Origin of the sequence: Ruegeria atlantica, assembly GCF_013033965.1 — a bacterium.
GTDB lineage: Bacteria > Pseudomonadota > Alphaproteobacteria > Rhodobacterales > Rhodobacteraceae > Ruegeria > Ruegeria atlantica_D.
Genome location: NZ_WQFE01000002.1, coordinates 366,323 through 389,787, shown reverse-complemented (window position 1 = coordinate 389,787; position 23,465 = coordinate 366,323). Strand labels below are relative to the sequence as shown.

The 23,465-nt window shown below is 58.1% G+C and carries 29 protein-coding genes; 11 read left to right on the top strand and 18 right to left on the bottom strand.

What is annotated here, in order from left to right:
• Nucleotides 1–18: 18 nt before the first annotated feature.
• The gene (locus GOW16_RS05820) at nucleotides 19–582 is read right to left on the bottom strand and encodes a TetR/AcrR family transcriptional regulator (protein WP_170411664.1); all 564 of its coding nucleotides are present in this window, start codon (nucleotides 580–582) and stop codon (nucleotides 19–21) included.
• Nucleotides 583–681: 99 nt separating this feature from the next.
• On the opposite strand from GOW16_RS05820, the gene GOW16_RS05815 reads away from it, so the two are divergent.
• Together GOW16_RS05815 and sfsA are read left to right on the top strand one after the other, a co-directional pair.
• Nucleotides 682–1,434 carry an SDR family NAD(P)-dependent oxidoreductase gene (locus tag GOW16_RS05815; RefSeq protein ID WP_170411661.1) on the top strand — a complete coding sequence of 251 codons (753 nt, stop codon included), beginning with the start codon at nucleotides 682–684 and terminating at the stop codon, nucleotides 1,432–1,434.
• A 39-nt stretch (nucleotides 1,435–1,473) separates the two neighbouring features.
• On the top strand, nucleotides 1,474–2,166 hold the full coding sequence (sfsA, locus tag GOW16_RS05810; protein ID WP_170411658.1) for a DNA/RNA nuclease SfsA: 693 nt from the start codon (nucleotides 1,474–1,476) through the stop codon (nucleotides 2,164–2,166).
• Between the two features lie 106 nt (nucleotides 2,167–2,272).
• On the opposite strand, the gene GOW16_RS05805 is transcribed toward sfsA, so the two are convergent.
• Nucleotides 2,273–3,928, bottom strand: coding sequence for a tetratricopeptide repeat-containing sulfotransferase family protein (locus GOW16_RS05805; protein ID WP_170411655.1), 1,656 nt, complete (start codon nucleotides 3,926–3,928; stop codon nucleotides 2,273–2,275).
• A 192-nt stretch (nucleotides 3,929–4,120) separates the two neighbouring features.
• Here GOW16_RS05805 and map point away from each other — a divergent pair, with 192 nt between their 5' ends.
• The gene (gene map, locus GOW16_RS05800; protein ID WP_170411652.1) at nucleotides 4,121–4,933 is read left to right on the top strand and encodes a type I methionyl aminopeptidase; all 813 of its coding nucleotides are present in this window, start codon (nucleotides 4,121–4,123) and stop codon (nucleotides 4,931–4,933) included.
• Here the strand turns inward: map and GOW16_RS05795 are convergent.
• The 4 genes from GOW16_RS05795 to GOW16_RS05780 are packed head-to-tail and all read right to left on the bottom strand — an operon-like array spanning nucleotide 4,921 to nucleotide 7,520.
• On the bottom strand, nucleotides 4,921–5,100 hold the full coding sequence (locus GOW16_RS05795) for a hypothetical protein (protein ID WP_170411649.1): 180 nt from the start codon (nucleotides 5,098–5,100) through the stop codon (nucleotides 4,921–4,923). The two genes, map and GOW16_RS05795, sit on opposite strands and share 13 nt — an antisense overlap.
• A 23-nt stretch (nucleotides 5,101–5,123) precedes the next feature.
• On the bottom strand, nucleotides 5,124–5,759 hold the full coding sequence (locus tag GOW16_RS05790) for an HAD family hydrolase (protein ID WP_170411646.1): 636 nt from the start codon (nucleotides 5,757–5,759) through the stop codon (nucleotides 5,124–5,126).
• Nucleotides 5,752–6,312, bottom strand: coding sequence for a 16S rRNA (guanine(966)-N(2))-methyltransferase RsmD (rsmD, locus tag GOW16_RS05785; protein ID WP_170411643.1), 561 nt, complete (start codon nucleotides 6,310–6,312; stop codon nucleotides 5,752–5,754). The genes GOW16_RS05790 and rsmD overlap by 8 nt, the downstream gene beginning before the upstream one ends.
• Nucleotides 6,309–7,520: an NAD(P)/FAD-dependent oxidoreductase gene (locus GOW16_RS05780; RefSeq protein WP_170411640.1), complete on the bottom strand. Its 1,212-nt coding sequence runs from the start codon at nucleotides 7,518–7,520 to the stop codon at nucleotides 6,309–6,311. Before GOW16_RS05780 ends, rsmD begins: the two co-directional genes overlap by 4 nt.
• 99 nt (nucleotides 7,521–7,619) lie before the next feature.
• Here GOW16_RS05780 and GOW16_RS05775 point away from each other — a divergent pair, with 99 nt between their 5' ends.
• From GOW16_RS05775 to GOW16_RS05760, 4 genes are all read left to right on the top strand, one after another.
• Nucleotides 7,620–8,105 (top strand): peroxiredoxin, encoded by a 486-nt coding sequence (locus GOW16_RS05775; RefSeq protein ID WP_170411637.1) that lies wholly within the window; start codon nucleotides 7,620–7,622, stop codon nucleotides 8,103–8,105.
• A 104-nt stretch (nucleotides 8,106–8,209) separates the two neighbouring features.
• Nucleotides 8,210–8,455, top strand: coding sequence for a glycine zipper 2TM domain-containing protein (locus GOW16_RS05770; RefSeq protein WP_170411634.1), 246 nt, complete (start codon nucleotides 8,210–8,212; stop codon nucleotides 8,453–8,455).
• 10 nt (nucleotides 8,456–8,465) lie between these two features.
• Nucleotides 8,466–8,813, top strand: a complete 348-nt coding sequence (locus GOW16_RS05765) for a hypothetical protein (RefSeq protein WP_170411631.1) — start codon at nucleotides 8,466–8,468, stop codon at nucleotides 8,811–8,813.
• A gap of 33 nt (nucleotides 8,814–8,846) precedes the next feature.
• A complete protein-coding gene (locus GOW16_RS05760; protein WP_170411628.1) occupies nucleotides 8,847–9,155 on the top strand; it encodes a hypothetical protein in 309 nt (102 codons plus the stop codon).
• Here the strand turns inward: GOW16_RS05760 and GOW16_RS05755 are convergent.
• Genes GOW16_RS05755 through GOW16_RS05740 form a run of 4 tightly spaced genes read right to left on the bottom strand, consistent with a single transcriptional unit; the run spans nucleotide 9,152 to nucleotide 11,894 of the window.
• Nucleotides 9,152–9,445 (bottom strand): 4a-hydroxytetrahydrobiopterin dehydratase, encoded by a 294-nt coding sequence (locus GOW16_RS05755; protein WP_170411625.1) that lies wholly within the window; start codon nucleotides 9,443–9,445, stop codon nucleotides 9,152–9,154. The genes GOW16_RS05760 and GOW16_RS05755 overlap by 4 nt on opposite strands.
• A complete protein-coding gene (locus tag GOW16_RS05750; RefSeq protein ID WP_170411622.1) occupies nucleotides 9,442–10,629 on the bottom strand; it encodes a GNAT family N-acetyltransferase in 1,188 nt (395 codons plus the stop codon). Before GOW16_RS05750 ends, GOW16_RS05755 begins: the two co-directional genes overlap by 4 nt.
• A gap of 45 nt (nucleotides 10,630–10,674) precedes the next feature.
• Nucleotides 10,675–11,442, bottom strand: a complete 768-nt coding sequence (locus tag GOW16_RS05745; RefSeq protein WP_170411619.1) for a glycerophosphodiester phosphodiesterase family protein — start codon at nucleotides 11,440–11,442, stop codon at nucleotides 10,675–10,677.
• Nucleotides 11,439–11,894, bottom strand: a complete 456-nt coding sequence (locus GOW16_RS05740) for a RidA family protein (protein ID WP_170411616.1) — start codon at nucleotides 11,892–11,894, stop codon at nucleotides 11,439–11,441. Before GOW16_RS05740 ends, GOW16_RS05745 begins: the two co-directional genes overlap by 4 nt.
• A 336-nt stretch (nucleotides 11,895–12,230) precedes the next feature.
• Between GOW16_RS05740 and GOW16_RS05735 the strand changes: the two genes are divergently transcribed.
• Both GOW16_RS05735 and GOW16_RS05730 read left to right on the top strand, forming a co-directional pair.
• The gene (locus GOW16_RS05735) at nucleotides 12,231–13,013 is read left to right on the top strand and encodes an MlaA family lipoprotein (RefSeq protein ID WP_170411613.1); all 783 of its coding nucleotides are present in this window, start codon (nucleotides 12,231–12,233) and stop codon (nucleotides 13,011–13,013) included.
• Entirely contained in the window at nucleotides 13,003–13,617 is a 615-nt protein-coding gene (locus GOW16_RS05730; RefSeq protein ID WP_170411610.1) for an MlaC/ttg2D family ABC transporter substrate-binding protein, read from the top strand. The genes GOW16_RS05735 and GOW16_RS05730 overlap by 11 nt, the downstream gene beginning before the upstream one ends.
• Before the next feature lie 57 nt (nucleotides 13,618–13,674).
• On the opposite strand, the gene GOW16_RS05725 is transcribed toward GOW16_RS05730, so the two are convergent.
• The 4 genes from GOW16_RS05725 to GOW16_RS05710 are packed head-to-tail and all read right to left on the bottom strand — an operon-like array spanning nucleotide 13,675 to nucleotide 17,844.
• Nucleotides 13,675–14,772, bottom strand: a complete 1,098-nt coding sequence (locus GOW16_RS05725) for an ABC transporter ATP-binding protein (protein ID WP_170411606.1) — start codon at nucleotides 14,770–14,772, stop codon at nucleotides 13,675–13,677.
• 5 nt (nucleotides 14,773–14,777) lie between these two features.
• Complete coding sequence (locus GOW16_RS05720) at nucleotides 14,778–15,677, bottom strand: carbohydrate ABC transporter permease (RefSeq protein ID WP_170411603.1); 900 nt, start codon at nucleotides 15,675–15,677, stop codon at nucleotides 14,778–14,780.
• Complete coding sequence (locus GOW16_RS05715) at nucleotides 15,670–16,542, bottom strand: carbohydrate ABC transporter permease (protein ID WP_170401214.1); 873 nt, start codon at nucleotides 16,540–16,542, stop codon at nucleotides 15,670–15,672. The genes GOW16_RS05720 and GOW16_RS05715 overlap by 8 nt, the downstream gene beginning before the upstream one ends.
• Nucleotides 16,543–16,599: 57 nt before the next feature.
• Nucleotides 16,600–17,844, bottom strand: coding sequence for an ABC transporter substrate-binding protein (locus tag GOW16_RS05710; protein WP_170411600.1), 1,245 nt, complete (start codon nucleotides 17,842–17,844; stop codon nucleotides 16,600–16,602).
• A 216-nt stretch (nucleotides 17,845–18,060) separates the two neighbouring features.
• Here GOW16_RS05710 and GOW16_RS05705 point away from each other — a divergent pair, with 216 nt between their 5' ends.
• Nucleotides 18,061–18,792, top strand: a complete 732-nt coding sequence (locus GOW16_RS05705) for a response regulator transcription factor (RefSeq protein ID WP_170411597.1) — start codon at nucleotides 18,061–18,063, stop codon at nucleotides 18,790–18,792.
• Nucleotides 18,789–20,231 (top strand): sensor histidine kinase, encoded by a 1,443-nt coding sequence (locus GOW16_RS05700; RefSeq protein WP_170411594.1) that lies wholly within the window; start codon nucleotides 18,789–18,791, stop codon nucleotides 20,229–20,231. The genes GOW16_RS05705 and GOW16_RS05700 overlap by 4 nt, the downstream gene beginning before the upstream one ends.
• A gap of 4 nt (nucleotides 20,232–20,235) precedes the next feature.
• Here GOW16_RS05700 and fliP read toward each other — a convergent pair whose 3' ends face one another.
• The 4 genes from fliP to fliF are packed head-to-tail and all read right to left on the bottom strand — an operon-like array spanning nucleotide 20,236 to nucleotide 23,432.
• Nucleotides 20,236–20,967: a flagellar type III secretion system pore protein FliP gene (gene fliP, locus GOW16_RS05695; RefSeq protein ID WP_170411591.1), complete on the bottom strand. Its 732-nt coding sequence runs from the start codon at nucleotides 20,965–20,967 to the stop codon at nucleotides 20,236–20,238.
• Nucleotides 20,967–21,254: a FliM/FliN family flagellar motor switch protein gene (locus GOW16_RS05690; protein ID WP_170411588.1), complete on the bottom strand. Its 288-nt coding sequence runs from the start codon at nucleotides 21,252–21,254 to the stop codon at nucleotides 20,967–20,969. The genes fliP and GOW16_RS05690 overlap by 1 nt, the downstream gene beginning before the upstream one ends.
• Nucleotides 21,247–21,843, bottom strand: coding sequence for an ABC transporter ATP-binding protein (locus GOW16_RS05685; protein ID WP_170411586.1), 597 nt, complete (start codon nucleotides 21,841–21,843; stop codon nucleotides 21,247–21,249). Before GOW16_RS05685 ends, GOW16_RS05690 begins: the two co-directional genes overlap by 8 nt.
• The gene (gene fliF, locus GOW16_RS05680) at nucleotides 21,843–23,432 is read right to left on the bottom strand and encodes a flagellar basal-body MS-ring/collar protein FliF (protein WP_170411584.1); all 1,590 of its coding nucleotides are present in this window, start codon (nucleotides 23,430–23,432) and stop codon (nucleotides 21,843–21,845) included. The genes GOW16_RS05685 and fliF overlap by 1 nt, the downstream gene beginning before the upstream one ends.
• Between the last annotated feature and the right edge of the window lie 33 nt (nucleotides 23,433–23,465).

Sequence of the window (23,465 nt, the reverse complement as noted above, 5' to 3'; positions counted from 1 at the left end):
CCTCGCAAGGCCCGTTTGTCAGTCCCGCAACACTTGGGCCGGCAAATCGGCTGTCACGCGTTGGAACAGGTCCATATCATTCATCGACCGCGCCAGGATCATCGCGCCTTCCAAACGGGCAATCGTTTCACCTGCCCGCGCTTCGGGGTTCGGGGCACCTGCAGCCCGGAATACCGTTTCCAGCCATACAAGGTTGCGCTCGAAAAATTCGCGCGTTCGTCTGGCCACCGGATCAGGCAGCCTTGCGATTTCAGCACCGAACATGCCGCACAGGCACATCAGGTCCTGTTCGATCAACGCCCGCCGATAGGCTGCCACATATTGTTCAAGAGATTCCAGGGGCGTGGCTTCGTCCAACCGTCCCAAAGCCCCCAGGAACCGATCCGTGTATCGGGTCACCAGCGCCTCGCCCAAAGCTTCCTTGGTGGGAAAATGGTAGTGAATGCTGGCAGATTTGATACCGATTTCAGACGCGATGTCGCGGAAACTAAAGGCATAATAACCGCCTTGCCGCGCCATGCGCTCGGCTACATCCAGTATTTTGCTGGCGGTATCTGACAGGGGTTTTTCCGTTTTCGGCATCTGCATTTCTATCTGATTTTTACCTATCAATAGATAGGGGGTTGTAATCCGTTTTCCAAGCTCAATATATCTACCTATCAGTAGATAGGGAATCTGATCATGACACACACAACACTTATCATCGGCGGGTCCAGCGGAATGGGTCTGGCGACCGCACAGCAGATCGTAGCCAATGGCGGACACGTGACCCTTGTCGGATCATCCGCCGAAAAGCTGGACGCGGCGAAAACCGGACTTGGCGACAACGCGGACACATACCGCGCGAATCTGCGTGACGCGGCAGACGTCGAAAGGTTGATCAACCGGATCAAATCGGACACGCGTCACATTCAGGGATTGGTGAATGCAGCCGGGACATTCGCGCCAAAACCGTTCCTGGAACACACGGTTGAAGATTATGACAGCTATCTGGATCTGAACCGCGCAACCTTTTTCATCACGCAGGCCGTGGCCGAAAACATGAAGACCAACGGAGGCGGAAATATCGTCAACATAGGCTCTATGTGGGCGAAACAGGCGGTTCGGGCAACACCGTCCTCGGCCTATTCGATGGCCAAGGCCGGGCTTCATTCCCTGACACAGCACCTGGCCATGGAGCTTGCGGAACATAACATCCGGGTGAATGCTGTTTCGCCAGCGGTGGTGGTGACCCCGATCTACGGCGCCTTCATCGCACCGGATCAGATCGAGGCAACCCTGACCGAGGCCTTCGACGCTTTCCACCCGATTGGACGCGTTGGCCGGCCCGAAGATGTGGCGAACACGGTCACCCACCTTCTGTCCGATGGTGCCGGTTGGGTCACTGGGGCTGTCTGGGACGTGGACGGCGGCGTGATGGCGGGCCTCGTCTGACACTTCCCATGCGGGCGGGCGCGGGTTAAGCCGGAAGGCATGAAGTTTGCTACCCCATTGATCCCCGCCCGCCTGATCCGCCGTTACAAACGCTTTCTGGCCGATTGCCAGTTGGAGGACGGGCGTGAAGTAACCGCCCATTGCGCCAATCCAGGTTCAATGATGGGACTGGCAGAACCCGGCGAGAAGATCTGGCTGGAACCTAACGACGACCCGAAGAAGAAACTTAAATACGGCTGGCGTCTGGTCGATCATGAGAACGGGCATTTCACAGGCGTTGATACCTCGGTGCCCAACAAAGCCCTGCGCGCGGCGCTGGAAGCACGCGAACTCCCTGAACTCGCCGAATATGAGTCCGTCCGACCGGAGGTCAAATACGGCGAAAACAGCCGTATCGACTTTTTGCTGACTCAGCCGGGCCTGCCAGATGCCTATGTCGAGGTCAAAAGTGTTACCCTGTCCCGCGAACCTGGGCTGGCAGAGTTCCCGGACAGTGTCACAGCGCGTGGTACCAAACATCTGGGCGAATTGGCGGCCATGGTAGGACATGGGCACCGGGCGATCATGCTGTATCTGGTGCAGCGCACCGACTGCGACCGGCTTGCACTGGCTGCGGATGTCGATCCGGTCTATGCGGCGGCATTTGAAGACGCGCAGGCCAAAGGTGTTGAACGGTTGGTCTATGACACTCGGATTTCGCCAGAGGGGGTCTGGGTAGGAACGCGCTTGTAACAAGGTCCAGTCGCCACGTATTTGGACGCGCCGCTTGAAGATCGCCATCAAAGGCACTAGGCCGAACACCCGCTGACTTGGGTCTTAACCGATCTATGACTTGGCCTTAAGTCTGCCCTTCAAACACCTCTGGCCACAAATTCGGATCCAGCCCTTTCACAAATGGCTCAAACTGATCCGCTACAGCCTGCCACCCACCAATTGAGGATGTGTTTACCGGCTGACGCGCCTGCAGGTTACTGGCCGTTTTAATTACGTTTTCGGATTTGTCAGGGGACACCATTGCGCCTTCAAAGGCCAGATCGCAAACCTCGGCCAGTTTCTCGGCGGTGGATTGCAAATTGTTGACCAGCGTTTCATAGCGAATGTCGTGAACACGGGTGGGCAGAATATCACGCCAGTGCCGCATGTAGCGCTGATACCGGTTTGCTTCGGCCGCCATCCATTTCAGGTCATGAGTGAAATACAACCCTCCGGCACCGAATTGCGCGCGCCACATCGAAAGGGCGATGTCCCTGGGGTCGCGCTCGACATTCAGGATGACGGCGTTTGGGAAAGCCTGCGCCATCGCACCGACATAGGCGTAGTTGCCCGGCGCCTTGTCGACAAAAGCCATGGAGCCTTCACCAAGCTCGGGCAAGCTCTGGAAGTAGAAATCCGACAACGCCTGCGCTTCGTTCCAATTTGACGGTACTGTTTTCCGGGCCCAGAGATGTATGGTCGGCAGCTCACCCAGACCCTGCACACCAGAATGCGAGGATAAAATGCGTTCAACCAACGTTGTGCCGGACCGGGGCAAGCCTATGACAAATATGGGTCGCGGCAGGTCCGAGCGCAGGGTTGCTTCAACCGGTAGCGGTGCCGACAATATCGCTCGACACTGCTGCGCGTTGCGATCTTCCCACCCGTCGAACCCCTTACGCAACAATTTGTGGGCCTGGTTCAAATGCTGCATTTCTTGCGGGATATCCTTTTCGGATTTCACAAGACTGGCTGCCGCGAAATGAAGCATGGCCGCCGCTTCGCGATTTGCCGGATCAGCCTCGATCAGCTTTGAGATACGTGCTTTCAGCGCTCTCTTTTCCTGATCGGACAGGTTTGGGAGCGTCGCCATGAATTGCAGAGTTTCGGCATGATCCGGATCCAACTCCATCGCGATGCGACCATGCGTCAGCGCATGATCCAGATGCCCCAGCCCCACATGCGCCTTGGCCAGACGCAGCTGTCCATATTGAAACTTTGGGTGCTGTTTGGTTAGCGCAGTCAAAACGTCGAGCGCACGGTTCCAGTGCTGCATATCGTCCAGAATATCCGCTTTCAGACAATAGGCTTGCAAATTTTCGGGCTGATGTTCCAAAACCTGCTCGATGGCGGCAAAGGCCTCAGCGGCCCGATGTTCGCGCAGCGCGGCCAGCGCCCGGATTAACTGCTGACCAGGGGCCAAGGGACCCTTTGCCTCGATTTTGTCAATAAAACGCAAAGCGGCCTCAGACTCACCGCCCTGAACAAGACTCAGGCCATAGTTCTGAATCAAATCCTGATTGCCCGGCTCAAGGCGCCAGGCACGCTCAAAAAACGTCTGCGCCAGCTTGAACTTCTGCTGCTGCACGGCGCACAAACCCGCCAGCCGGGGCAAGGCCGCAGCCTTCGGCCACTTTTTCGCGGCCTTGGTTGCCCGTTTGAATGCCTTCTCGTACCGACCGGATTGAAGCAGTTCTGCAATGCCGGACAATTCGGCCTTCAACTGGTCAGCTTTCTGCATCGGCCTGCCTTCCTTCTTGCTCAATCAACCGTATGAAATTCGTCTTGTGCTAATTCATTCTGCCGTGTGGGTCCACATGAGATACGCAGCCCGCAAACACAGATATAGTAACCGCGGCCCAACACCCTCTGGAACTTTCTGCACAAGCAGCGTAAAAGGAGCGCTGCGCGAAATATTTGGAGCTTAGCGTCGATGAAAGAACATCGTGGCCGCCTGACCAAGGACGGCATCCGCATCTATGAACAGGGTGACTTTGCCGGCATGCATGCGGCAGGGGCCTTGGCTGCGCGGATACTCGACGATATTGCAGAACATGTCTTTCCGGGCCAGACCACGGGTGCGATCGACGGCATGATCACGCAGATGGTCGAGGATGCAGGCGCGACGTCGGCGACGATTGGCTACAAAGGCTATCAGCACGCCAGCTGCATCAGCGTGAATCACGTGGTCTGCCACGGCATTCCCGGCGACAAGCGCCTGAAGGATGGCGACATTCTGAACGTCGACGTCACGGTCATCGTAGACGGCTGGTTCGGCGATACTTCGCGCATGTATGTGGCGGGTAAACTGCCGCGCAAGGCCGAGCGTCTGATCCAGGTGACCCATGATGCGCTGTTCAAAGGCATCGAGGCGGTCAAGCCGGGCAACACATTCGGTGATATTGGCCATGCCATTCAGGCCTATGTCGAGGCGCACCGGATGAGCGTTGTCCGCGATTTCTGTGGCCACGGTCTGGGCCGCGTGTTCCACGCGCCGCCGAACGTGCTGCACTACGGACGTCCGGGCACCGGCGCGGTTCTGGAAGAGGGCATGTTCTTCACCATCGAACCGATGGTGAACTTGGGCCGCCCTGAGACCAAGACGCTGGCCGATGACTGGACCGCCGTAACGCGCGACAAATCGTTGTCCGCGCAGTTTGAACACTCGGTGGGTGTGACGTCAGATGGGGTCGAGATCTTTACCCTGTCACCTGGCGACAAGTTCCATCCGACCTATTCGTCCTGATCTGACGCCTGCTCGCGCAGGAGTTTCAGCAGCATTGTCTCGGACCCCCACGGCGTAACCGCGTCGTGGATGAACACGGGCGCGCGCATTGGCTTAGGCTCGGGGCCCGTAGCCGTGTCGGCGTCTTTTGAAAGTGTCCAGAATGGCTTAGGCAGAGCTCGGTCCATAAGCCGAGATTAACATGCTAGGGTCAAATTCCCAAAAGGGCTGGAACCTCGGCCATATCGGTGAAAACCTCTGCCCCGAGGTCCGCCAGAAATGCACCTTTTCCATCAGGCACATAGCCCAGACAGCGCATATTGGCACGGATTGCTGCGGTGACACCGCTGGCGCTGTCTTCAATTACAACTGGCGCGACAGCCTCAAACTTGCGTGCCGCTGTCAAGAACATAGTGGGGTCAGGCTTGCCAACACCCAACGTGTAAGCCGAAAACATCACGTCCTTGAAGCGGTCCCAAAGACCATTCTGCCCAAGCGTGACCCGCATTTTGTCCGGTCCACCATTTGAGGCAACGCAGAAAGGAATCCCGCGCTTGTCCAGAAGCGTCAGCAACTTCGCGACGCCGGGGACCAAAGGAACTCCTTGCCTCAGGCGGGCATCGGTTTCTGCATCGAATTCCTGAATCCAGTTCTCGGGTAGATCGGCCCCTAAACCGCGTGCGATATCTTGTACTTCTGGCATAGTCTTGCCGGTGAAAATCCTGTGGCACTCCTTCGCCGTGATCGGCAGCCCGTATCGGGCAAAGTTCGCGACCATCACCTGATTGGACAGGGGCTCACTGTCCACCAGAACCCCATCACAGTCGAAAATGACCAGATCATGCATCCGGATCGCCGCTCCACATCAGCGTGATATGCGTGTCGCCGTATTTTCGGCTGTCCTGCAGCGTGAACCCCTTGGGTGGCTGCATCGGGGCGTTTTCCTCCCATACGATCAGCGTACCGTCAGCGATCCAGCCGTTGGTCAGGGCCGCAACGGTCTTTTGACCGAGCCCCTTTCCGTACGGTGGATCCAGAAAAATCAGATCATAGGGCGCGTTTGTATTCTCGCTCAAGCGTGTCGCGTCGCGACGGATCAGGTCCGTGCGGTCAGCGCTGCGTGTCAGATCGATATTCTTGCGGATTAGTCCCTGCGCCACACGCCCGTCATCCACGAACGTCACATGCGCCGCGCCGCGCGAGAGCGCCTCTAGCCCCAACGCGCCGGTACCGGCAAACAGGTCCAGAACACGCAGCCCATCAAAGTCGATCTGATGGCTCAACACGTTGAACAGGCTTTCGCGAACCCGGTCCGTGGTGGGGCGCAGGTGCGCCCCGACATCACCCTTGCCGACCGAGGCCAAGGCGCGGCCCCGGAACTCTCCGGCGATGATCCTCACGCCTTGAGCAGCGGCTTCAGGTCCGCGTCAGGGTCAGCCACGACCGTCGGATCAGCAGTCTTGCCCGCGTCTATCAGGCGTTTGCCGACCATGTAAGCGCGCGGGTCGTTCATCGCATCAACCGCAATCAGCTGATCACCTTTGTAGTACCAGAAGGAGACAGTCTGCCCGTCACCCTTACGGGTCACGACGCGGTCATACCCGGTATTTAGACCCGCAATTTGCAATTTGACATCATACTGGTCTGACCAGAACCACGGCGTTGCCACATAGTCCTTGGCGGCACCCAGCATGTTCTGCGCTACGATTTCGGCCTGATCGATTGCGTTCGGCACGCTTTCCAGCCGGATGCGGCCACCGCCATGCGGGAAGGACGCACAATCGCCTGCAGCCCAGATCGAAGGATCAGACGTTCGGCCATGAGCGTCAGTCTTGATGCCGTTGTCCAGCTCAAGCCCTGCCATATCCGCCAATTGAGTCGAGGGTGCAATACCCACGCCGACAACTACGAAATCAACCTCAAGATTTGTGCCATCAGTCAGAATGGCTCCGGTGACCCTGCCGTTTTCGCCGACCAGACGATCCAGCCCGACGCCCTCACGAATGTCGGCGCCGTATTCCGTGTGCAGAGCACGGAAGTAATCACTGGTCTCCGGGGCCGCGACGCGTTGCAAAATCCGATCCGCCATCTCGACCAGGGTGACCTTGACCCCGCGCTTGGCACAGACGGCAGCCGCCTCAAGCCCGATATAGCCACCGCCAACGATCAGGGCGCGGGCGCCCTCTTTCACGCGCGGCTCCATCTCGTCGATATGAGTCAGGTCGCGAACAACATGGACACCTTCCAGGTCACCACCAATCGCAGCGGGCAGGTAACGCGGGTCGGAACCGGTGGTCAGGGCCAGTTCATCATACGAAATCGCCTCGTCACCCAAGGTCACAGTCTTGGCCTTGGGGTCAATCGCAGTTACGCGCTGACCCAGACGCAGGGTGATGTTGTTTTCGGCATAGAAGCTCTCGGGGCGCAGGAACAGGCGTTCAAGTTCCATTTCACCCAGCAGATAAGCCTTGGACAGCGGTGGCCGTTGATAGGGCAAATGCTGTTCGGCACCGATCAACGTGATGTCGCCTTCAAACCCGTCCTTGCGCAGTCTTGCAACAAGAGATGATCCCGCCTGCCCGGCTCCGATCACAACAATATGGCTCATCTTCGTCCTGTCCTGTCAAATTCCCGTGGTTTCATTCTCTGGCTCACCTATATTGCGGCTGAGGCCGACTCTGCAAATCCAATCGACAGGAGGAACAAGATGATTTCAACCGGTGATACGCTTCCCGACGCAACGTTGACTCAAATGGGGGCAGAAGGACCCGAAGAGGTTCGGATTTCAGACAAGACCAAAGGCCGCAAGGTTGTGATCTTCGCCGTGCCCGGCGCATTCACGCCGACCTGCCATTCGGCCCACGTGCCGAGCTTTATGCGGACCAAAGACCAATTCGGCGCCAAGGGCGTGGACGAAATCATCTGCGTCTCGGTCAACGATCCCTTTGTGATGAACGCATGGGGCGAAGCCACTGGCGCGACGGCTGCCGGTCTAACCATGCTGGCCGACGCCGCATCCGAGTTCACCAAGGCCATTGGCATGGACTTCGATGCTCCGCCTGTTGGTCTGATTGCACGCTCAAAGCGTTATGCGATGCTGGTTGAAGACGGCAAAGTCGTTGCGCTGAACCTGGAAGACAACCCCGGTGCCTGCGAGATTTCCGCTGGCGAGGGCCTGCTTGAGGCCATCTAAGATTTTCAGGCCCCGGTCCAACCGGGGCCTCGTTAACCCTATTTCACTTGATGCAAATTCCTGATGGGTCGATACTTGCCCTATTCATTCAGGGAGATTTTTAGATGAAGCTCAAACACATCACAGTCATTCTGGGTGCGGCGGGCGCACTGGCCGCCTGTGGCCCTGCCCCGACACCGCAGCAGCAACAGGCGCGGCAGCATGAAATTGCCTGCCTTGGCGGGACATTGGGCGGCGCGCTGATCGGCGGAGCGATCGGCAATCAATTCGGTGGAGGATCCGGCAAGGACATCCTGACCGCGGCAGGGGCCGTAGCGGGCGGTGTTTCGGGCCAGCGGTACGCGTGCTGAGGAGAGAATGATGAGAACAGCTATATTGACGACGGCAGTCATTCTGATGACCAGTGCAGCCTCGGCGGAAACGGTGGCGGAACTGAATGAAAAGGAACTGAACGCCATTGATGCGAACAACGATGGTTTCCTGTCCAAGGACGAATTCAACGCTTTTTCCGACTATGCGTTTCAGGAAATGGACGAGGACAAGAACGGAACACTGGGCCTGGATGAGGCCAAGCCGTTTCTGGACATAAAGCAGTTTCAAAATGTTGACCGAAACAACGACAACTTTATCTCACGATCAGAGTATGACCGGCAGATGAGCGATGATTTCTCGACGGCAGATCAGGACGGAAACGGCCAGTTGGATTGACTGTTCGACCGGGTGGATCCATAGGAGCGTGCTATGAAAAAATGGATGGTCCTCAGCATTCTGGGAACCCTCGCCGCCTGCGATACGCCGCAGGCCCCTGTGGTAACCGGAGCAAACGGGCAGACCGAGATCCAGATCAACACGTCGGGCCTGACGTGCTATGATACGCGATGCCTGGACATCAACCCGGCCGCGCGCAGCGTTCGCTCGGTTGGGAACAAGACAACCGGTATTCCCCGCGATATCAACGTCAGCAACGGCACAGTCACACCTGCCGATTTCCGTCGTCTGGGCGAAATTGCCTCTTTGGCCGGCGGCATGGGGTCCGGAGGGGATCGTTAGACGAGACTGTCCATTTTGCGCGCCAGCTTTGCGTCCAGCGACGACAACCCGCCGACATCATGCGTCGACAGAACCACCTCGACCGTGCGGTAAACGTTCGACCATTCGGGGTGGTGGTTCCATTTCTCGGCAAATATTGCCACCTGGGTCATCCAGCCAAAGGCGTGGACAAAATCCTCGAAGATAAAGGTCTTGGTGATCGCGTCCCGGTCCGTGACCATGGTCCAGCCGTTGTCGAACAGCGGATCAAGAAGAGGGCCGCGCGTTTCGGTCGACAATAGTTCTGTCATTGCTGTTCCTCCGGATTCGATTTTCTGAACGGACCATAGTCCGTCAAAATCTCGATCTCTTCTCCCACTGCGTGGGCCTCGGCGTCCAGATATTTTTTGATCGCATCGGCAAAGCCCGGGTCATTGACCCAATGCAAGCTATGCGTGCGCGTGGGCAGATAGCCACGGGCCAGCTTATGTTCGCCCTGCGCACCTGCTTCGACCCGTGCAAGACCTTCCGCAATGGCAAAGTCGATCGCCCTATAATAGCACAGTTCGAAATGCAGGCATGCGTGATGCTCGGTGCAGCCCCAATAGCGACCAAAGAGTGTTTCGCGGCCGATGAAGTTCAGAGCCCCCGCAATCGGGTATCCGTCGCGCTCGGCCAGCACCAATGCCATATCATCTGCCATGGTTTCATGTGCAATTTCAAAGAACTGACGGGTCAGATAGGGCATCCCCCATTTGCGGGACCCGGTATCCTGATAGAACTGCCAGAAGGCGTCCCAATGCTCGGGGCGCAGATCATCCCCGGTCAGCGTTCGGATTTCGCCGCCAAAATCGCAGGCCTGAGCCCGCTCCTTGCGAATATTTTTGCGCTTGCGCGAAGATAACGCCGCAAGAAACCCGTCAAAACCTGCGTAGTCATCATTCAGCCAGTGAAACTGCTGAGAATGGCGTGTCATCAGACCCATCTGCTCACCCGCCAGCGCCTCATCCTCGGTGCAGAAGGTCGCGTGGACCGAAGACACCTGATTGTCTGCCGCCAACTGTACCGCTCCCTGCACCAGCGCTGACATGCCAATCCCGTCATAGCCAGGGCGGACCAGAAACCGCCTGCCTGCCGCGGGCGTGAATGGTACCGCAATTTGCAACTTGGGATAGTACCGCCCGCCGGCATTTTCGTAGGCATGAGCCCAGTTGTGGTCAAAAATATACTCGCCTTGACTGTGGGACTTTGCGTACATCGGTGCCGCCGCGATCAGCATCCTGTCCAGATAGGCCGTCAGGTATTGCGGCTGCCACCCGGTGCCAAGCCCGACAGAGCCGCTGCGTTCGAGCGCAAGCAAAAACCGGTGGGTGGTGAATGGATCAAGCGGGCGACCACCATCGGCGACCTCAGGACAGGCGCAGCTGTCCCACTCAGCCGCGGATATTTGCGACAGTGAGCCCAGTACCCGAACTTCGATCTGTGCCTGATCCATATGCCCTCCGCGTCTGGTCTTTATCTGTGACGTCGTGAGGCTGGTTCAACCCGGGTGCGCAGCCAGATACCCTTCGAACGTCACATTGTCCGCAACTTCACGGGCCTTTGCCTCTTGTTCAGGTGACCGCACGGTCCAGCATAGTATCGGTACTCCGCGTGCCTTCAGCTCGGCCACCCTTGGGCGGTCAAGGTCTTCGACCTCATGACTGATGAAACTGGCCCCGACCCGGTCGAAATCCGGTATTTCGCGCAGATGATCACAGACGCGCTGCGGCAGCAATTCAACCTTGGGCTGGTACGATCCTGTCACGATACCACGCGGCAGATGCGGTGCCAGCCGTGCCAATTCAGCGACCGAATTGGGGTTGAACGACATCAATGCCACTGGCCCAACATACCCCCGCAAGGCACGTACTGCATCCTGTTCCAATGGACCCACAGAAGTGCCCATTGCGCCGTCCTGATCCTTAAGTTCAATCAGAAGCGGGACCTTCCCTGACACGATGTTAAGCACCTCATCCAGCGTCGGGATGCCATCTTCCGCGTGCAGCAGCACCGTTTCTGACGCCTGCGCGGACGTGATCTGCTGGATCGGACCACTCTGCCCGGTCAGGCGGGTCATGTCATAGTCATGAAACACCATCGCCCGGTTGTCTGAGGTCCGTTGCAAATCAATCTCGATCCCATACCCGGCCTCGACAGCGGCGTGGATGGCCGCCCGGCTGTTTTCCGGACGGTTGTCTTCTTTGTCGTGCAACGCGCGGTGCGCCAGTGGGACTTGAAGAAAGACGTCGGGCAGCGAAGGCGTCATTGAACTTCGAAAATGCCTTCGATCTCAACCGCAACGCCCAAAGGCAACGCCGCAGCGCTGACGGCCGACCGCGAGTGACGACCCGCATCACCCAGCGCCTCGACCAAAAAGTCTGATGCGCCATTGATGACCTGTGGTTGCGCGGTGAAATCAGCAGTCGAGTTCACGAAGCCGGTCAGCTTGATCACACGCACCAACTTTTCGATGTCGCCGCCACAAGCCGCCTTAACCTGGGCCAACAGGTTGATGGCACACACCTTGGCGGCCGCGGCACCAGCCTCGACTTCCATGTCGTCGCCCAGCTTGCCGGTAATCAGATCGTCATCCTTGGAAATCTGACCCGAAACATAGACAATGTTGCCCACGCGAACGAAAGGCACGTAGTTTGCCGCAGGCGCAGGAGCGTCCGGCAGGTTGACGCCAAGGCTTTCCAATTTAGCCGCGATGCTCATGAGGTTTCCTCCCAAAATTGAGTCGGGGCGAAGCTAACCGGGAAGGCAGAGATCGAAAAGTGCGAAAACGGCGATGTGACCAGCACCGCTTGTGGGCGTAACTTTTCTTATTCCGAACTGTTGAACCTGTGTCACTTTACCTCGACCTATTCGGCAGGTTAAACGCTATCTGTTTCATATTGGTGGCGAAACACCTATGTGACTCCGGATAGGCCGGGCACAACGGCCATAGCTAGTATTGATTGAGTGTTCGGGCATGGGTTGTTCGAACGTTTTGGAGTGGCAAAAACCGTGTTGAGCAGAATCAGCTTTAAGCCCCTGATTGTTGTGACCCTGATGGCAGTTCTCAGCGCTTGCGCGACGCGGCCTCCGGAAGGGGCGCCGCCGGGTGAAGTGTTTGATCCGTATGAACGTAACAACCGGGGCGTCCACAAGTTCAATCTTGGCGTCGATCGGTTTCTGTTTCGTCCGGCCTCTAAAGGGTACGTAAAAATCGTGCCTGACCCGATGGTCACCAGTTTCAACCATTTTGCCGAGAACCTGACAATGCCGGGGCAGGCGCTGGACTACCTGCTGCAAGGCAACATCAAGCAATCCGGTAACGCACTGCTTCGGTTCGTAATCAATTCGACCGTTGGTGGCCTGGGGTTGTCAGCCCCCGCCGACGAACTGAATCTGCCGCCGGTGGATACGGATTTCGGCGAGACCCTGCATGTATGGGGTGTTGGCGAGGGCGCTTATGTTGAACTGCCCCTCTACGGTCCGTCAACGCAGCGGGACGCGATTGGTGTTATCGTCAACTTGTTTTCAAACCCGATCAACTTCACTCCGGTCCGTCCCGTCGACAACATCGGCGTCTACGCAGAGGTCGTGCGCCGGATGGGCGATCGGGGGCGTTTCTCAGATACGGTTGACTCGATCCTGTATGAAAGCGCCGACAGCTATGCGCAGACCCGCACAATCTATTTACAAAATCGCCGCTTCGAACTGGCGAGAGACGATGAAGAAACCTATCTGGGTCTCTACGACGACCCTTATGCAGACATCGGGACCGACCCTGTCAGAGATCCCTACCTAGACCCATACGAGGACCCCTATGAGGACCCCTATGCCGAGTAACTATATGAACCGTCGCGGTTTTGTCGCCACTGGCTTTGCCGGTCTGGCACTGACCGCCCTGCCCATTTCCGCCTTTGCCCAGACCGAAGCCAGCGCCAAGGCTCTGGTCGTCAGTGTCGTGGATGACATCAACCGCGTTATCTCCTCGGGTAAGTCCGAAAAGGCGATGATCCGCGATTTTGAGAAAATCTTCGTGCAATATGCGGATGTACCGATCATGGCGCGTTATGTGCTGGGGGCGGACGCCCGTTCGGCCAGCCCGTCGCAGCTGAAGCAGTTCACCAGAGCGTTTCAGGGCTATATCTCGAACAAATATGGTCGACGTTTCCGTGAATTCATCGGCGGACAAGTCACCGTGCGCAATGCCCGCAAGATCAAGGCGGGTTACGAGGTGCGCACCTCGGTCAAACTGCAGGGTTCGTCACCCTTCGAGGTGACGTTCCTGGTGTCCGACAAATCGGGCCGCGACAAGTTCTTCAATATGTTCATCGAAGGGGTGAACATGTTGTTGACCGAGCGGACCGAGGTTGGGGCGATGCTGGATGCCCGCGGAGGAGACCTGAACCGTCTGATCAAGGACATGAGCAAGAACAAGGTCAGCTGATCCGGTTCAAGCGTGAAAAAAACGCCGCGCGATTGGGTTCGCGCGGCGATTTTTCGTTTAGTTCAGGCGTTCGCCCGTTTCCCTGGCAAAGTAAGATACTTTGCTCATATCAAAGGCCAGATTCAGCATCTTGCCCGCCTGCGCGCTGGTTTCCGCGTGCAGACGTGCGGTGACGTGTTTACCGCCCAGCTCTGAGACCACATAGGTATCGGCCCCTGCGGGCTCGACCATGTCGACCATGCAGGCGGCTTCCTGTACGCCGTCGCCGGCGCGGAACCCTGCCTCGGCGATGTCCTCAGGACGCAGACCCAGGATCACATCCTCGGGCAGAGACAGATCGCGTGTATCGGTCAGAACCAGGGTTTCACCGGCTTCACGCGAGATGGCGATCTGCGTTCCGGACCCATTTCTGGTCGCTTGCGCTGGGATCAGGTTCATTGCGGGCGACCCCATGAAATCGGCCACAAACAGGTTGGCCGGGTTGTTGTAAATCTCGGCCGGGCTGCCGATCTGCTGAACGACACCTCCTTTAAGGACAACGATCTTGGTCGCAAGCGTCATCGCCTCGATCTGGTCATGGGTGACATACACAATGGACGCATCCAGCGTCTGATGCAGCTTTTTGATCTCGGTGCGCATCTCAACCCGGAGCTTGGCATCGAGGTTCGACAGCGGTTCATCAAACAGAAACAGCTTGGGGTCACGCACCAGCGCACGACCCATCGCCACCCGCTGACGCTGACCACCAGACAGCTGGCTGGGACGACGGTTCAACAGCGGCTCGATCTGCAGCAGCGAGGCCACATCCTTAAGTTTGGCGTCCTGTGTGGCCTGATCGACACCACGCACCTTCATGCCGAAGGTGATGTTTTTGGCGACCGACATGGTCGGGTACAAAGCGTAGGACTGGAACACCATCGCAATGTCGCGGTCCTTGGGGCTGACATGGGTCATGTCTTTGCCGCCAATCGCAAGCGTCCCGTCGGTGATTTCCTCCAGCCCGGCAATACAGTTCAGCAAGGTGGATTTACCGCAACCCGAGGGGCCGACCAGCACCAGGAAATCGCCCGGTTCGATCGAGATGTTTATGTCCTTCAGAATCTCGGTCGCACCGTAATTCTTATAGAGTTTGTTGATATCGAGGATGGGAGCCATGGGTCTTATCCCTTCACGGAACCGGCGGTCAGACCGCGGATGAAATACTTACCGGCAACGACATAGACGAGCAGCGTCGGCAGCCCCGCGATGATCGCGGCGGCCATGTCGACGTTGTACTCTTTGACGCCGGTGGTGGAGTTTACGATGTTGTTGAGCGCAACGGTCACGGGCTGCGTGCCTGCCTGGCTGAAGGACACGCCGAACAGGAAGTCGTTCCAGATCTGCGTGAACTGCCAGATCACGGTCACCACGATGATCGGCAGTGACAGCGGCAGGAAGATCGACCAGAATATCCGCAGGAATCCAGCCCCATCGACCCGGGCAGCTTTGGTCAGCTCGGCCGGAATGGTGACATAGTAATTGCGGAAAAACAGGGTGGTGAAACCGAGGCCATATATCACGTGGACGAAGATCAGACCCGGAATGGTTCCGGCGATCCCCATCATGCCCAGCAGGCGCGCCATGGGCAGCAGCACGACCTGAAACGGAATGAAGCAGCCAAACAGCATCAGTGAGAAGATGATATTGGCCCCTTTGAACCGCCATTGCGCCACGACATAGCCATTCAGCGCGCCCAACAGGGTCGACAGGGCCACCGCAGGCACCGCGATCAGGACCGAGTTCCAGAAATAGGGCCGCAGACCTTCACACTGGATACCGGTACAGGCGCCGGACCATGCCGTTTTCCAGGCGTCAAAGCTGACTTCGCGCGGCAAGGAGATCAGGGACCCCGTGCGGATTTCCTCAAGACTTTTCAGTGATGTGGTTACCATCACGAAAAGCGGCATCAGGTAATACAGCGCGAACAGGCCCAGCAGGACATACAGCAGCCAACGCAGGGCAATCTTGCCGGTGGCGCTTTGGGTGCGGGTTTGGGTTTGGGGCATCGACAGATCAGTCATTTTTCGCCCTCAGCTCTGAGTAAAGATAAGGAACCACGATGGCAAAAACGACCAACATCATGATCATCGCGGACGAGGCCGCCTGACCAATATCGCCGCGCGAAAACGCCATGGCGTACATGTAGGTGGCTGGCAGATCCGTCGCGTAACCCGGACCACCGCCTGTCAGGGCGATGACAAGGTCAAAGCTCTTGATCGCAAGGTGTGCCAGTACGATGAAAGCGGACAGGAAGATCGGGGCCATAGACGGGATAATGATCGCTGTATAGATGCGCCATGTGGGGATACCATCGACTTGCGCGGCCTTGATGATCTCACCATCCACCGAACGAAGCCCGGCTAGGAACAACGCCATCACAAAGCCCGAGCTCTGCCAGATTGCCGCGATTACGATGGTGTAGATGGCGTAATCGGGGTTCACCAGCCAGTCGAACTCGAAGTTTGTAAAGCCCCAGCCCTGCACCATGGATTCAATACCCAGGCCCGGGTTCAGGATCCATTTCCATGCCGTGCCGGTCACGATCATCGACAGCGCCATCGGGTACAGGTAAATCGTGCGGATCGCACCTTCGACGCGGATCTTCTGATCCAGCAGGATGGCCAGCAGCAGGCCCAGCACCATCGCGATCACGATGAACAACGCGCCAAAGATATACAGGTTGTTGATTGCCGTATCCCAGCGGGGTGAGTCGAACAGGCGCTCGTATTGAATGAAGCCTTTGATCTCGTATTTCGGCAGTAGTTTCGATCGGGTTAGCGACACCCACGCGGTCCATCCGATAAATCCGTAGACAAAGATCAATACGGCGATGAACGACGGTGCCAGCACCACCTTGGGCAGGTGGTTTTCCAGCCATTCGGACATTTTAGCCTCCGGGGAAAGATGCTCTGCCCCTCACTATAGGGGGCAGAGCGTGTTGGATCAGTAGCTGTTGGCCACTGCGTCCGCCAGTTGCTGAACTGCGTCAGCCGAGGACATATCCGAGTTGAAGTGCGCGGTCACAACATCAGTGATCGCACCAGACTGCGACCCGCGCAGTGCCATGCCATGGGCGTAGGACGGCAGCAGCGAGCCCGCGGCCGAGGTCGAACCCATATCTTCGGCCGACAAGTTGGCGCAGATGTCGAAATCCTCCAGACCAACATCGGTCCGTGCCGGGATCGAGCCTTTGTTCAGGTTGAACACTTTCTGGAAGTTCGGCGCAACGATCAGCTTGGCCAGCAGGTCCTGACCGGCTTTCTTGTCGTCTCCGTCCACGTCGAACATGGCAAAGCTGTCGACGTTGTACAGGTATCCATCGCCGGGGGTCGAGGCGCACAGGAAATCTTCGCCGGGCTTCTTGCCAGCCGCCAGGAATTCACCCTTGGCCCAGTCACCCATGATCTGGAATGCCGCTTCGCCGTTCATGACCATCGCAGTGGCAAGGTTCCAGTCGCGGCCCGAGAAGTTTTCGTCCACATAGCCGCGCAGAGTGCGCATCTGGTCAAAGACCTGCACCATCGTATCCGAGGTCAGCGCCTCGGGGTCCAGATCAACCAGTGCTTTCTGGAAGAACTCGGGTCCGCCGATGCCGAGAACCACCGTTTCAAACACAGTCGCATCCTGCCACGCCTGACCACCATGCGCCAGCGGGATCACACCAGCGGCCTGCAGCTTGTCAGCGGCAGCGTTGAATTCGTCCCAGGTGGTCGGCATCTCGATGCCATTGGCCGCCAGAACGTCAGCATTGGCCCATATCCAGTCCACGCGGTGCACGTTAACTGGTGCCGCACACCAAGTGCCCTCGCACTGCATATGTCCGGCGATAGACGCGGGCAACACATCTGCCCAGCCTTCGGCCTCGGCGACAGACGAGATATCGGCCAGGACGCCTTCTTCATACCATTCCTGAATGGCGGGGCCTTTCAGCTGAACGGCGGTCGGTGCATTACCGGCCAGTACACGGGCCCGCAGCGCGGTCATTGCCGCATCACCGCCACCACCCGCAACGGGCATGTCGGTCCAGGTGCCGCCGTTCGAGGCAAACTCTTCCTGCAGAACGGCGACCGATTTGGCTTCACCACCCGAGGTCCACCAATGCAGAACTTCTGCCTGCGGCTCGGCCAAAACGGACGATCCGGCCACAACGGCCAAAGTCGAAACGGTGGCAAATGCAAAACGCTTCATTTCTTGTCTCCTCCCTGAGAACTCAGTGACTGCCAAAGCAGCGATGGCGCCATACTGCGACCAGATCGCTATCTGACAACTTGGAATCCACGGTAAAGCACAGAAACAGCCCAAATTTTCACCACTTCTGTTACAGCGTGTTACGTTGACATTGAATCTGTTTCCATTCGTTACAATGGAGGTCGACAGAGGAAAGAGATCGGGAGGAACGACAGAGTGAGCATTCCGCGACTGCTGGTGGTGGATGATGACCCAGAGATGCGGTCGATGATGACGCAGTTACTGCAGCAAAACGGCTTCATCGCGCTGCCCGCCAGTTCCGAACAGGAAATTCGCGCGCACCTGTCAGCCGGGCGGATCGACTTGATCCTGCTGGATGTCATGCTGGGGGATGAGAACGGCATCGACATCTGCGCCCGGTTGCGGCGCGAACAGGACGTGCCGATCATCCTGGTCTCGGCTTTGTCTGCCGACCATCAGCGTATGGCCGGATACGAAGTCGGGGCAGACGACTACATTGCCAAACCATTCAACCCTCAACTGATGCTCGCCCGTGTCCGGGCGGTGATGCAGCGCGCGCGGAGGTCGTCTTCGCTTGCTTATCGCCGCCGAACGCATACCTTCCGGTTCGATGGCTGGGTCTTTGACGGCAAGCGCGATGACTTGCATTCGCCCGAAGGTTACCTGGTCGCGTTGTCGCAGCGAGAAACTGCCCTGCTCAAGGTTCTGCTGGCCAATCCGCACATACCGCTGACCCGCGATGAAATCGTGGCCGCGCTGGATGTCACCGGCGACAGCGACAAGTCCGAAGCGCAGGGCCGCGCCATCGACATGCTGGTCGGCCGTTTGCGCTCCAAGATCGAGGCCAACCCGAAAGATCCGCAAATGCTGCGCACTGAACGCGGGGTCGGATACATCTTTGCCGCCGACATTTCGGTCGAAGAATGACCCTGCGCCTGCGCAATCTGGGGTGGCTATGGAGCCTCTCGGCCTTCGCTGCTGGGCTTATCTCGGCCGGGTTGTGGTTCGCCTCAGCACGCGCCTGGAACGAGTACCTGCTGCAGTCTTTCGTTGCCGGTTTTTCAGTCTATGAAGAGTTGCGAACGGGTATGGTCCCTTCCGAAGGACTATCCATCACCCGCTTGCCGCCTCAAGATACGGTCCTTGCCGACAATGGTGAGTTTCAGCGGTTGCCTGGGTTCTCGGACCGTCGTTTCGTCACCAACCTTTCGATCCTGACGGACAGTTCTTCGCCGCTCAGCGGGCGAGAGTTGACCGTGGCCATCTTGTCCGACCGTTTGGTTTATCCGGTTTCGGACATTGTGTCGGGCAGTGATCAGACCGGACCCGAGAAGATGGGAAACCTGACCCGGTTGCTGGCAACGTACTGTAGTGAACCAATCCTGATTGCGAAATTCGGACGCGAGGCCTGGCATCAGGTCGACGGAACGAAGATCTGGGGTTGTCAGGCTGCGCCCGTTGATCTGCGCCTGCCTGCAATTCTAATGGGAATCGTCGCGCTGGCGGTCATCCTGTCCTCGGTCAGCAACGTATCAGATACGTTCACCCGATTTGCCCGCGCGTTGCGCGAACGTCAGCGCCTTGGCGGGCCTGAAAGTTATGAGGTGGATGGACCGGATGAATTGCGCGATATCGTTTCGGCGGTAAATGCCAATCTCGAGGCCGAGCGCGCGCAGCTTGAAAAACGGGCGACGGTCCTGTCCGGTGTCAGCCACGATCTGGGCACCCCTGCCACCCGCGTGCGCCTGCGTGCGGCTCTGATCCCCGACAATGAACTGCGCGAAAAGCTTGAGGCGGATGTCGATCAGATGACCGGGATGATCGAAAGTGTCCTGACCTATACCCGATCCGAATTGGATGTCGAAGAGCCACGGCAAATCTCTCTGACCTCGCTGATAGAGTCTCTGGTCGCCGACTATCAGGACATGGATCTGCCCGTGACCCTGAAAAAGGCCGATCCCGTTGCGGTCGAAGGGGCCACATCGGTGTTCATGTCCCGACGCGGCCACGGACAACTTACCGAGACACGTCGCGTGCTGGTGATGGCGCGACCCATCTCACTCAGGCGCGCGCTGACCAACCTGATCGACAATGCGTTGAAATACGGTCGGCACGCCGAAGTGCAACTGGAAACCGATGCTACCACCGCAACGATCACGGTCGAAGACAAAGGCACTGATCTGTCGGTGTCGGACATCGAAAACCTCATGGCTCCGTTTCGTCGTGGGTCCAATACCGGCTCATCCGACGGATACGGCCTGGGCCTGACAATCGCCGCTACCGTTGCTGAACAGCATGGCGGAGAGATGCGCTTTGAGGCTGGCGACTGCGGCCTTCGCGCCTGTCTGCAAATCGCCCGGCAATAAGCGCCTAAATCGCATAGCTGCGCACAAGCGCGCTGGCGATCAGCGACCACCCATCGGCGATGACGAAAAACGCCAGCTTGAACGGCAGCGACACGGTGGCCGGTGGCACCATCATCATCCCCATCGACATCAGCACTGCTGCCACCACAAGGTCGATGATCAGAAATGGCAAAAAGACCAGAAACCCAATCTGAAAGGCGCGGGCAATTTCAGACAGCATGAAGGACGGCATCAGGATGGACAGCGGCGCTTCGGGCGACAGCGTTGTGGCATCACCACCGGGGCGCAGAGCGGCCATCGCGTGAAACGTATCTGGGTCCAGTCGCGCAGCCATGAAACTGCGAAACGGCTGCAGCGCACGTTCCAGCGCAGGTTCAACCTCCATCGTTTCATCGACCAACGGCCGAATTCCTGTTGTCCAGGCTTCGGAAAAGACCGGTTCCATGATGAAATAGGTCAGGAACAGCGCCAGGCTGACGATCAGCATATTGGGCGGCGATTGCTGCAATCCAATTCCCTGACGCAGGATCGCCAAAACGGTGATCAGGAACGGAAAACAGGTGATCATGATCGCCAGTCCCGGCGCGAGGCTGAGCACGGTGATCAACAAGATCAACTGGATCGTGCGCGCGGAAATCGAACCGCCCTCACCCAGCGAGACGGAAAGTTCCTGCGCCGTGGCCAATGACGGGGTCAACACCGCAAGCGCAACTGCCAGCACCAGAAGGCGGTGCATCAGCCAATCCCGTTTTGCAGGTCCGCGATTTCGGTCAGACGCACCGCCAGCTGACCGGCCTGCTCGCCCTCCATCTCCTCCAGCAAACCGCGTGCGACAAGCTGGTCGCCCACATACAGGTCAACCGGGTCCTCAATGCGTTTGTCCAGTGTTAGCACGGCGTTTTCTCCCATGCTCAACAAGTCCCGGATCAGAGGGCGCGCCCGGCCAACCGACACGGTGACTTCAATCGGAACGGCCTCGAAAGGATTGGGCTTTTCGGATTTTGGAGTTTGCGGATCACTCATTGGTCACTGCCTCTTTTGCCTGAAAAATATATGCCTGAAAGGCTTGATCGACCGAAGCGAGCAACCCGCTGCAATCCACCTCGCGCTGGGAAATTCCGACCTTGAGCCGCGCTTGCCCCGCCTCCAAAGACGAGTCTTCAATCACCTGCACGGGAGATGACAGCTCGGTGGGGATCAAATCCTCAACTTCGGTCGCGCGACCTGTGGGTACAAAGACCTGCATAGGTTGTCCGATCTGCGCGCGCGCCATATCGGTGAGTTGCTCGACAATCCGAACGGCAAATCCCCGGTCCAGGGTTTCAGGCAATACCACCTGTATTAGGCTCTGAAACATTGGCTCCAACGACACAGACATCCGAGTAATCGCCTCGTGATAAGTAAAGGACATATCTTCGAGCGATTTGGCCAGTTCGGCCGAAACCTGGCCCCGGCTTTGCTCCTGCGCCTGGACCGCGTCTTCCCAGCCAGCGCTGTAGCCTTGCTCGAACGACGCCAGCCTTTGTTCTTCCAACGCGTCCTCATCCAGAACGTGCAGTTGTCCGCCGCTGGCTTGCAAAGTGAAGTCCTCAAGAAGGTGGGCAATCGACATCACACACGCTCCTCACCTTCTTCCAGCCAGCTGCGCAGAATTTCGACCGTCTCTTCCTGCTTGTCGCCGATCATCGCCCTGAGCCGATCAACGGGGTCCGCCCCAGTATCTGTCGCCAGCGCCGGAACGTTCCCGGTGGGTGCCTGCCCTGGCAAGCTGGTGAATTGCCCGCCCTCTTCTGTCGCAATTTCGCCGGTCAGGTATGAGTCGGGGTCTTGGGCCGCGCCTGCGGGCAACAGCGCCGGAGCGGTCAACGGTTGGGTCAAGATGGGGCGGATGACGAAAACTCCAAGCACCAGAGAGACCAGCGCCAGAACTGCCATCTGAACCAATGACATCGCGTCGAAATGCACTTTTTGCCACAGAGAGGTAGTTGCCAGGCTGCCTTGCGGCTCGACCACCGGCAAATCCAGGGATTTCAGAGTGATCACGTCGCCGCGTTCGGCATCGTACCCTACCGCCGAGGCCACAAGCTCCTGCAGTGCCTCCAGCTCGGACTGTGGCATCGGCGTGAACGTTTCAATGCCGTCCGCGCCCACGGTCCGTGTGCCGTTCACCAGTACGGCCACCGTCAGTCGCTTGATCGCACCGGGACCGTTGTGAACCTCAAGCTCTGTCTCGGAAACCTCATAGTTGACCCGCTCTCGGGTCTGGGTCGCGTTCGAATTGGATTCGTCACCACCCGCGCCATCTCCATCCGGCAAATTCGACGCAACTGTCACATCAGCGGACTGGTTGCGGGCGCTGTCCGAACGTTCTTCGACATCGGTACTGATGGCCACGCGACCATTGGGATCAAAACGCCGTTCGCGGATTGATTCTGTTTTGGTAACTGTGTCGACGCTGACTTCGACCACAGCGTTTCCCACTCCGACGCGGGCCTCAACCAGACGCAGCACCCGTTCTCGCAACTGGCGAGATTTATCGTCTGCGGTGTCCGCGGCCACCGGGCCATCCTGTGCACCGATTACTGCGCCGTTCGAATCGATAACCGCAACATTCTCGGGGGCCAACCCGCTGACTGCAGACGACACCAGGAACCGGATCGCCTTTGCCTGATCCGACGTGATCTCTGCACCCGATGCGACCAGATAAACCGACGCCGTTGGTGCTACACTGCGCTGGAACGGATTGGATGACCCATTGGCAATATGCACGCGCGCCTGACTGACATGGGGGCTACCGACGATGGTTCGGGCCAATTCTCCTTCTTTGGCGCGCCAGTAGGCGGCGTCGAACATTTGCGACGTTGTGCCAAATCCGCTGAGCGAATCCAGCAACTCGTAGCCTCTGTTCCCGTTCGCAGGCAGGCCCTCGCTGGCCAGCGTCATGCGTAACTCGTCCCGTTGTGATCCCGGCACATAGATAGAGCCGCCCCGAATCTCATACTGCACACCGCGCTGGTCCAACGAGCGGACGATGTCGCCTGCAGCGCCGCTTTCCAACCCGGCGTACAGCAGCGTCATCGACGGCGCAGTCGCCAGGCGCGACATCGTAAGAATTCCTAGAAAGACCAGCACGACTGCACCGGCGACGATGATTTGTTTTCGCCTGTCCAAACTTGCCCAGACAGTTCCGATCTGCTGCACGCTCACCTCCGTCTCACCGACATTCTGTGCGGC

Excerpts from the sequence above, each read along its gene's own strand:
- GOW16_RS05820 (WP_170411664.1), bottom strand. The coding sequence starts at position 582 with ATGCCGAAAACGGAAAAACCCCTGTCAGATACCGCCAGCAAAATACTG.
- GOW16_RS05815 (WP_170411661.1), top strand. The coding sequence starts at position 682 with ATGACACACACAACACTTATCATCGGCGGGTCCAGCGGAATGGGTCTG.
- GOW16_RS05755 (WP_170411625.1), bottom strand. The coding sequence starts at position 9,445 with ATGACAGAACTATTGTCGACCGAAACGCGCGGCCCTCTTCTTGATCCG.
- GOW16_RS05790 (WP_170411646.1), bottom strand. The coding sequence starts at position 5,759 with ATGCATGATCTGGTCATTTTCGACTGTGATGGGGTTCTGGTGGACAGT.
- GOW16_RS05780 (WP_170411640.1), bottom strand. The coding sequence starts at position 7,520 with ATGAGCCATATTGTTGTGATCGGAGCCGGGCAGGCGGGATCATCTCTT.
- map (WP_170411652.1), top strand. The coding sequence starts at position 4,121 with ATGAAAGAACATCGTGGCCGCCTGACCAAGGACGGCATCCGCATCTAT.
- sfsA (WP_170411658.1), top strand. The coding sequence starts at position 1,474 with ATGAAGTTTGCTACCCCATTGATCCCCGCCCGCCTGATCCGCCGTTAC.
- GOW16_RS05765 (WP_170411631.1), top strand. The coding sequence starts at position 8,466 with ATGAGAACAGCTATATTGACGACGGCAGTCATTCTGATGACCAGTGCA.
- GOW16_RS05715 (WP_170401214.1), bottom strand. The coding sequence starts at position 16,542 with ATGTCCGAATGGCTGGAAAACCACCTGCCCAAGGTGGTGCTGGCACCG.
- GOW16_RS05725 (WP_170411606.1), bottom strand. The coding sequence starts at position 14,772 with ATGGCTCCCATCCTCGATATCAACAAACTCTATAAGAATTACGGTGCG.
- GOW16_RS05685 (WP_170411586.1), bottom strand. The coding sequence starts at position 21,843 with ATGTCGATTGCCCACCTTCTTGAGGACTTCACTTTGCAAGCCAGCGGC.
- GOW16_RS05745 (WP_170411619.1), bottom strand. The coding sequence starts at position 11,442 with ATGACGCCTTCGCTGCCCGACGTCTTTCTTCAAGTCCCACTGGCGCAC.
- GOW16_RS05720 (WP_170411603.1), bottom strand. The coding sequence starts at position 15,677 with ATGACTGATCTGTCGATGCCCCAAACCCAAACCCGCACCCAAAGCGCC.
- GOW16_RS05805 (WP_170411655.1), bottom strand. The coding sequence starts at position 3,928 with ATGCAGAAAGCTGACCAGTTGAAGGCCGAATTGTCCGGCATTGCAGAA.
- GOW16_RS05710 (WP_170411600.1), bottom strand. The coding sequence starts at position 17,844 with ATGAAGCGTTTTGCATTTGCCACCGTTTCGACTTTGGCCGTTGTGGCC.
- GOW16_RS05775 (WP_170411637.1), top strand. The coding sequence starts at position 7,620 with ATGATTTCAACCGGTGATACGCTTCCCGACGCAACGTTGACTCAAATG.
- GOW16_RS05770 (WP_170411634.1), top strand. The coding sequence starts at position 8,210 with ATGAAGCTCAAACACATCACAGTCATTCTGGGTGCGGCGGGCGCACTG.
- GOW16_RS05690 (WP_170411588.1), bottom strand. The coding sequence starts at position 21,254 with ATGAGTGATCCGCAAACTCCAAAATCCGAAAAGCCCAATCCTTTCGAG.
- GOW16_RS05700 (WP_170411594.1), top strand. The coding sequence starts at position 18,789 with ATGACCCTGCGCCTGCGCAATCTGGGGTGGCTATGGAGCCTCTCGGCC.
- GOW16_RS05740 (WP_170411616.1), bottom strand. The coding sequence starts at position 11,894 with ATGAGCATCGCGGCTAAATTGGAAAGCCTTGGCGTCAACCTGCCGGAC.
- GOW16_RS05730 (WP_170411610.1), top strand. The coding sequence starts at position 13,003 with ATGCCGAGTAACTATATGAACCGTCGCGGTTTTGTCGCCACTGGCTTT.
- GOW16_RS05795 (WP_170411649.1), bottom strand. The coding sequence starts at position 5,100 with ATGGACCGAGCTCTGCCTAAGCCATTCTGGACACTTTCAAAAGACGCC.
- fliP (WP_170411591.1), bottom strand. The coding sequence starts at position 20,967 with ATGCACCGCCTTCTGGTGCTGGCAGTTGCGCTTGCGGTGTTGACCCCG.
- GOW16_RS05735 (WP_170411613.1), top strand. The coding sequence starts at position 12,231 with ATGGCAGTTCTCAGCGCTTGCGCGACGCGGCCTCCGGAAGGGGCGCCG.
- GOW16_RS05760 (WP_170411628.1), top strand. The coding sequence starts at position 8,847 with ATGAAAAAATGGATGGTCCTCAGCATTCTGGGAACCCTCGCCGCCTGC.
- GOW16_RS05750 (WP_170411622.1), bottom strand. The coding sequence starts at position 10,629 with ATGGATCAGGCACAGATCGAAGTTCGGGTACTGGGCTCACTGTCGCAA.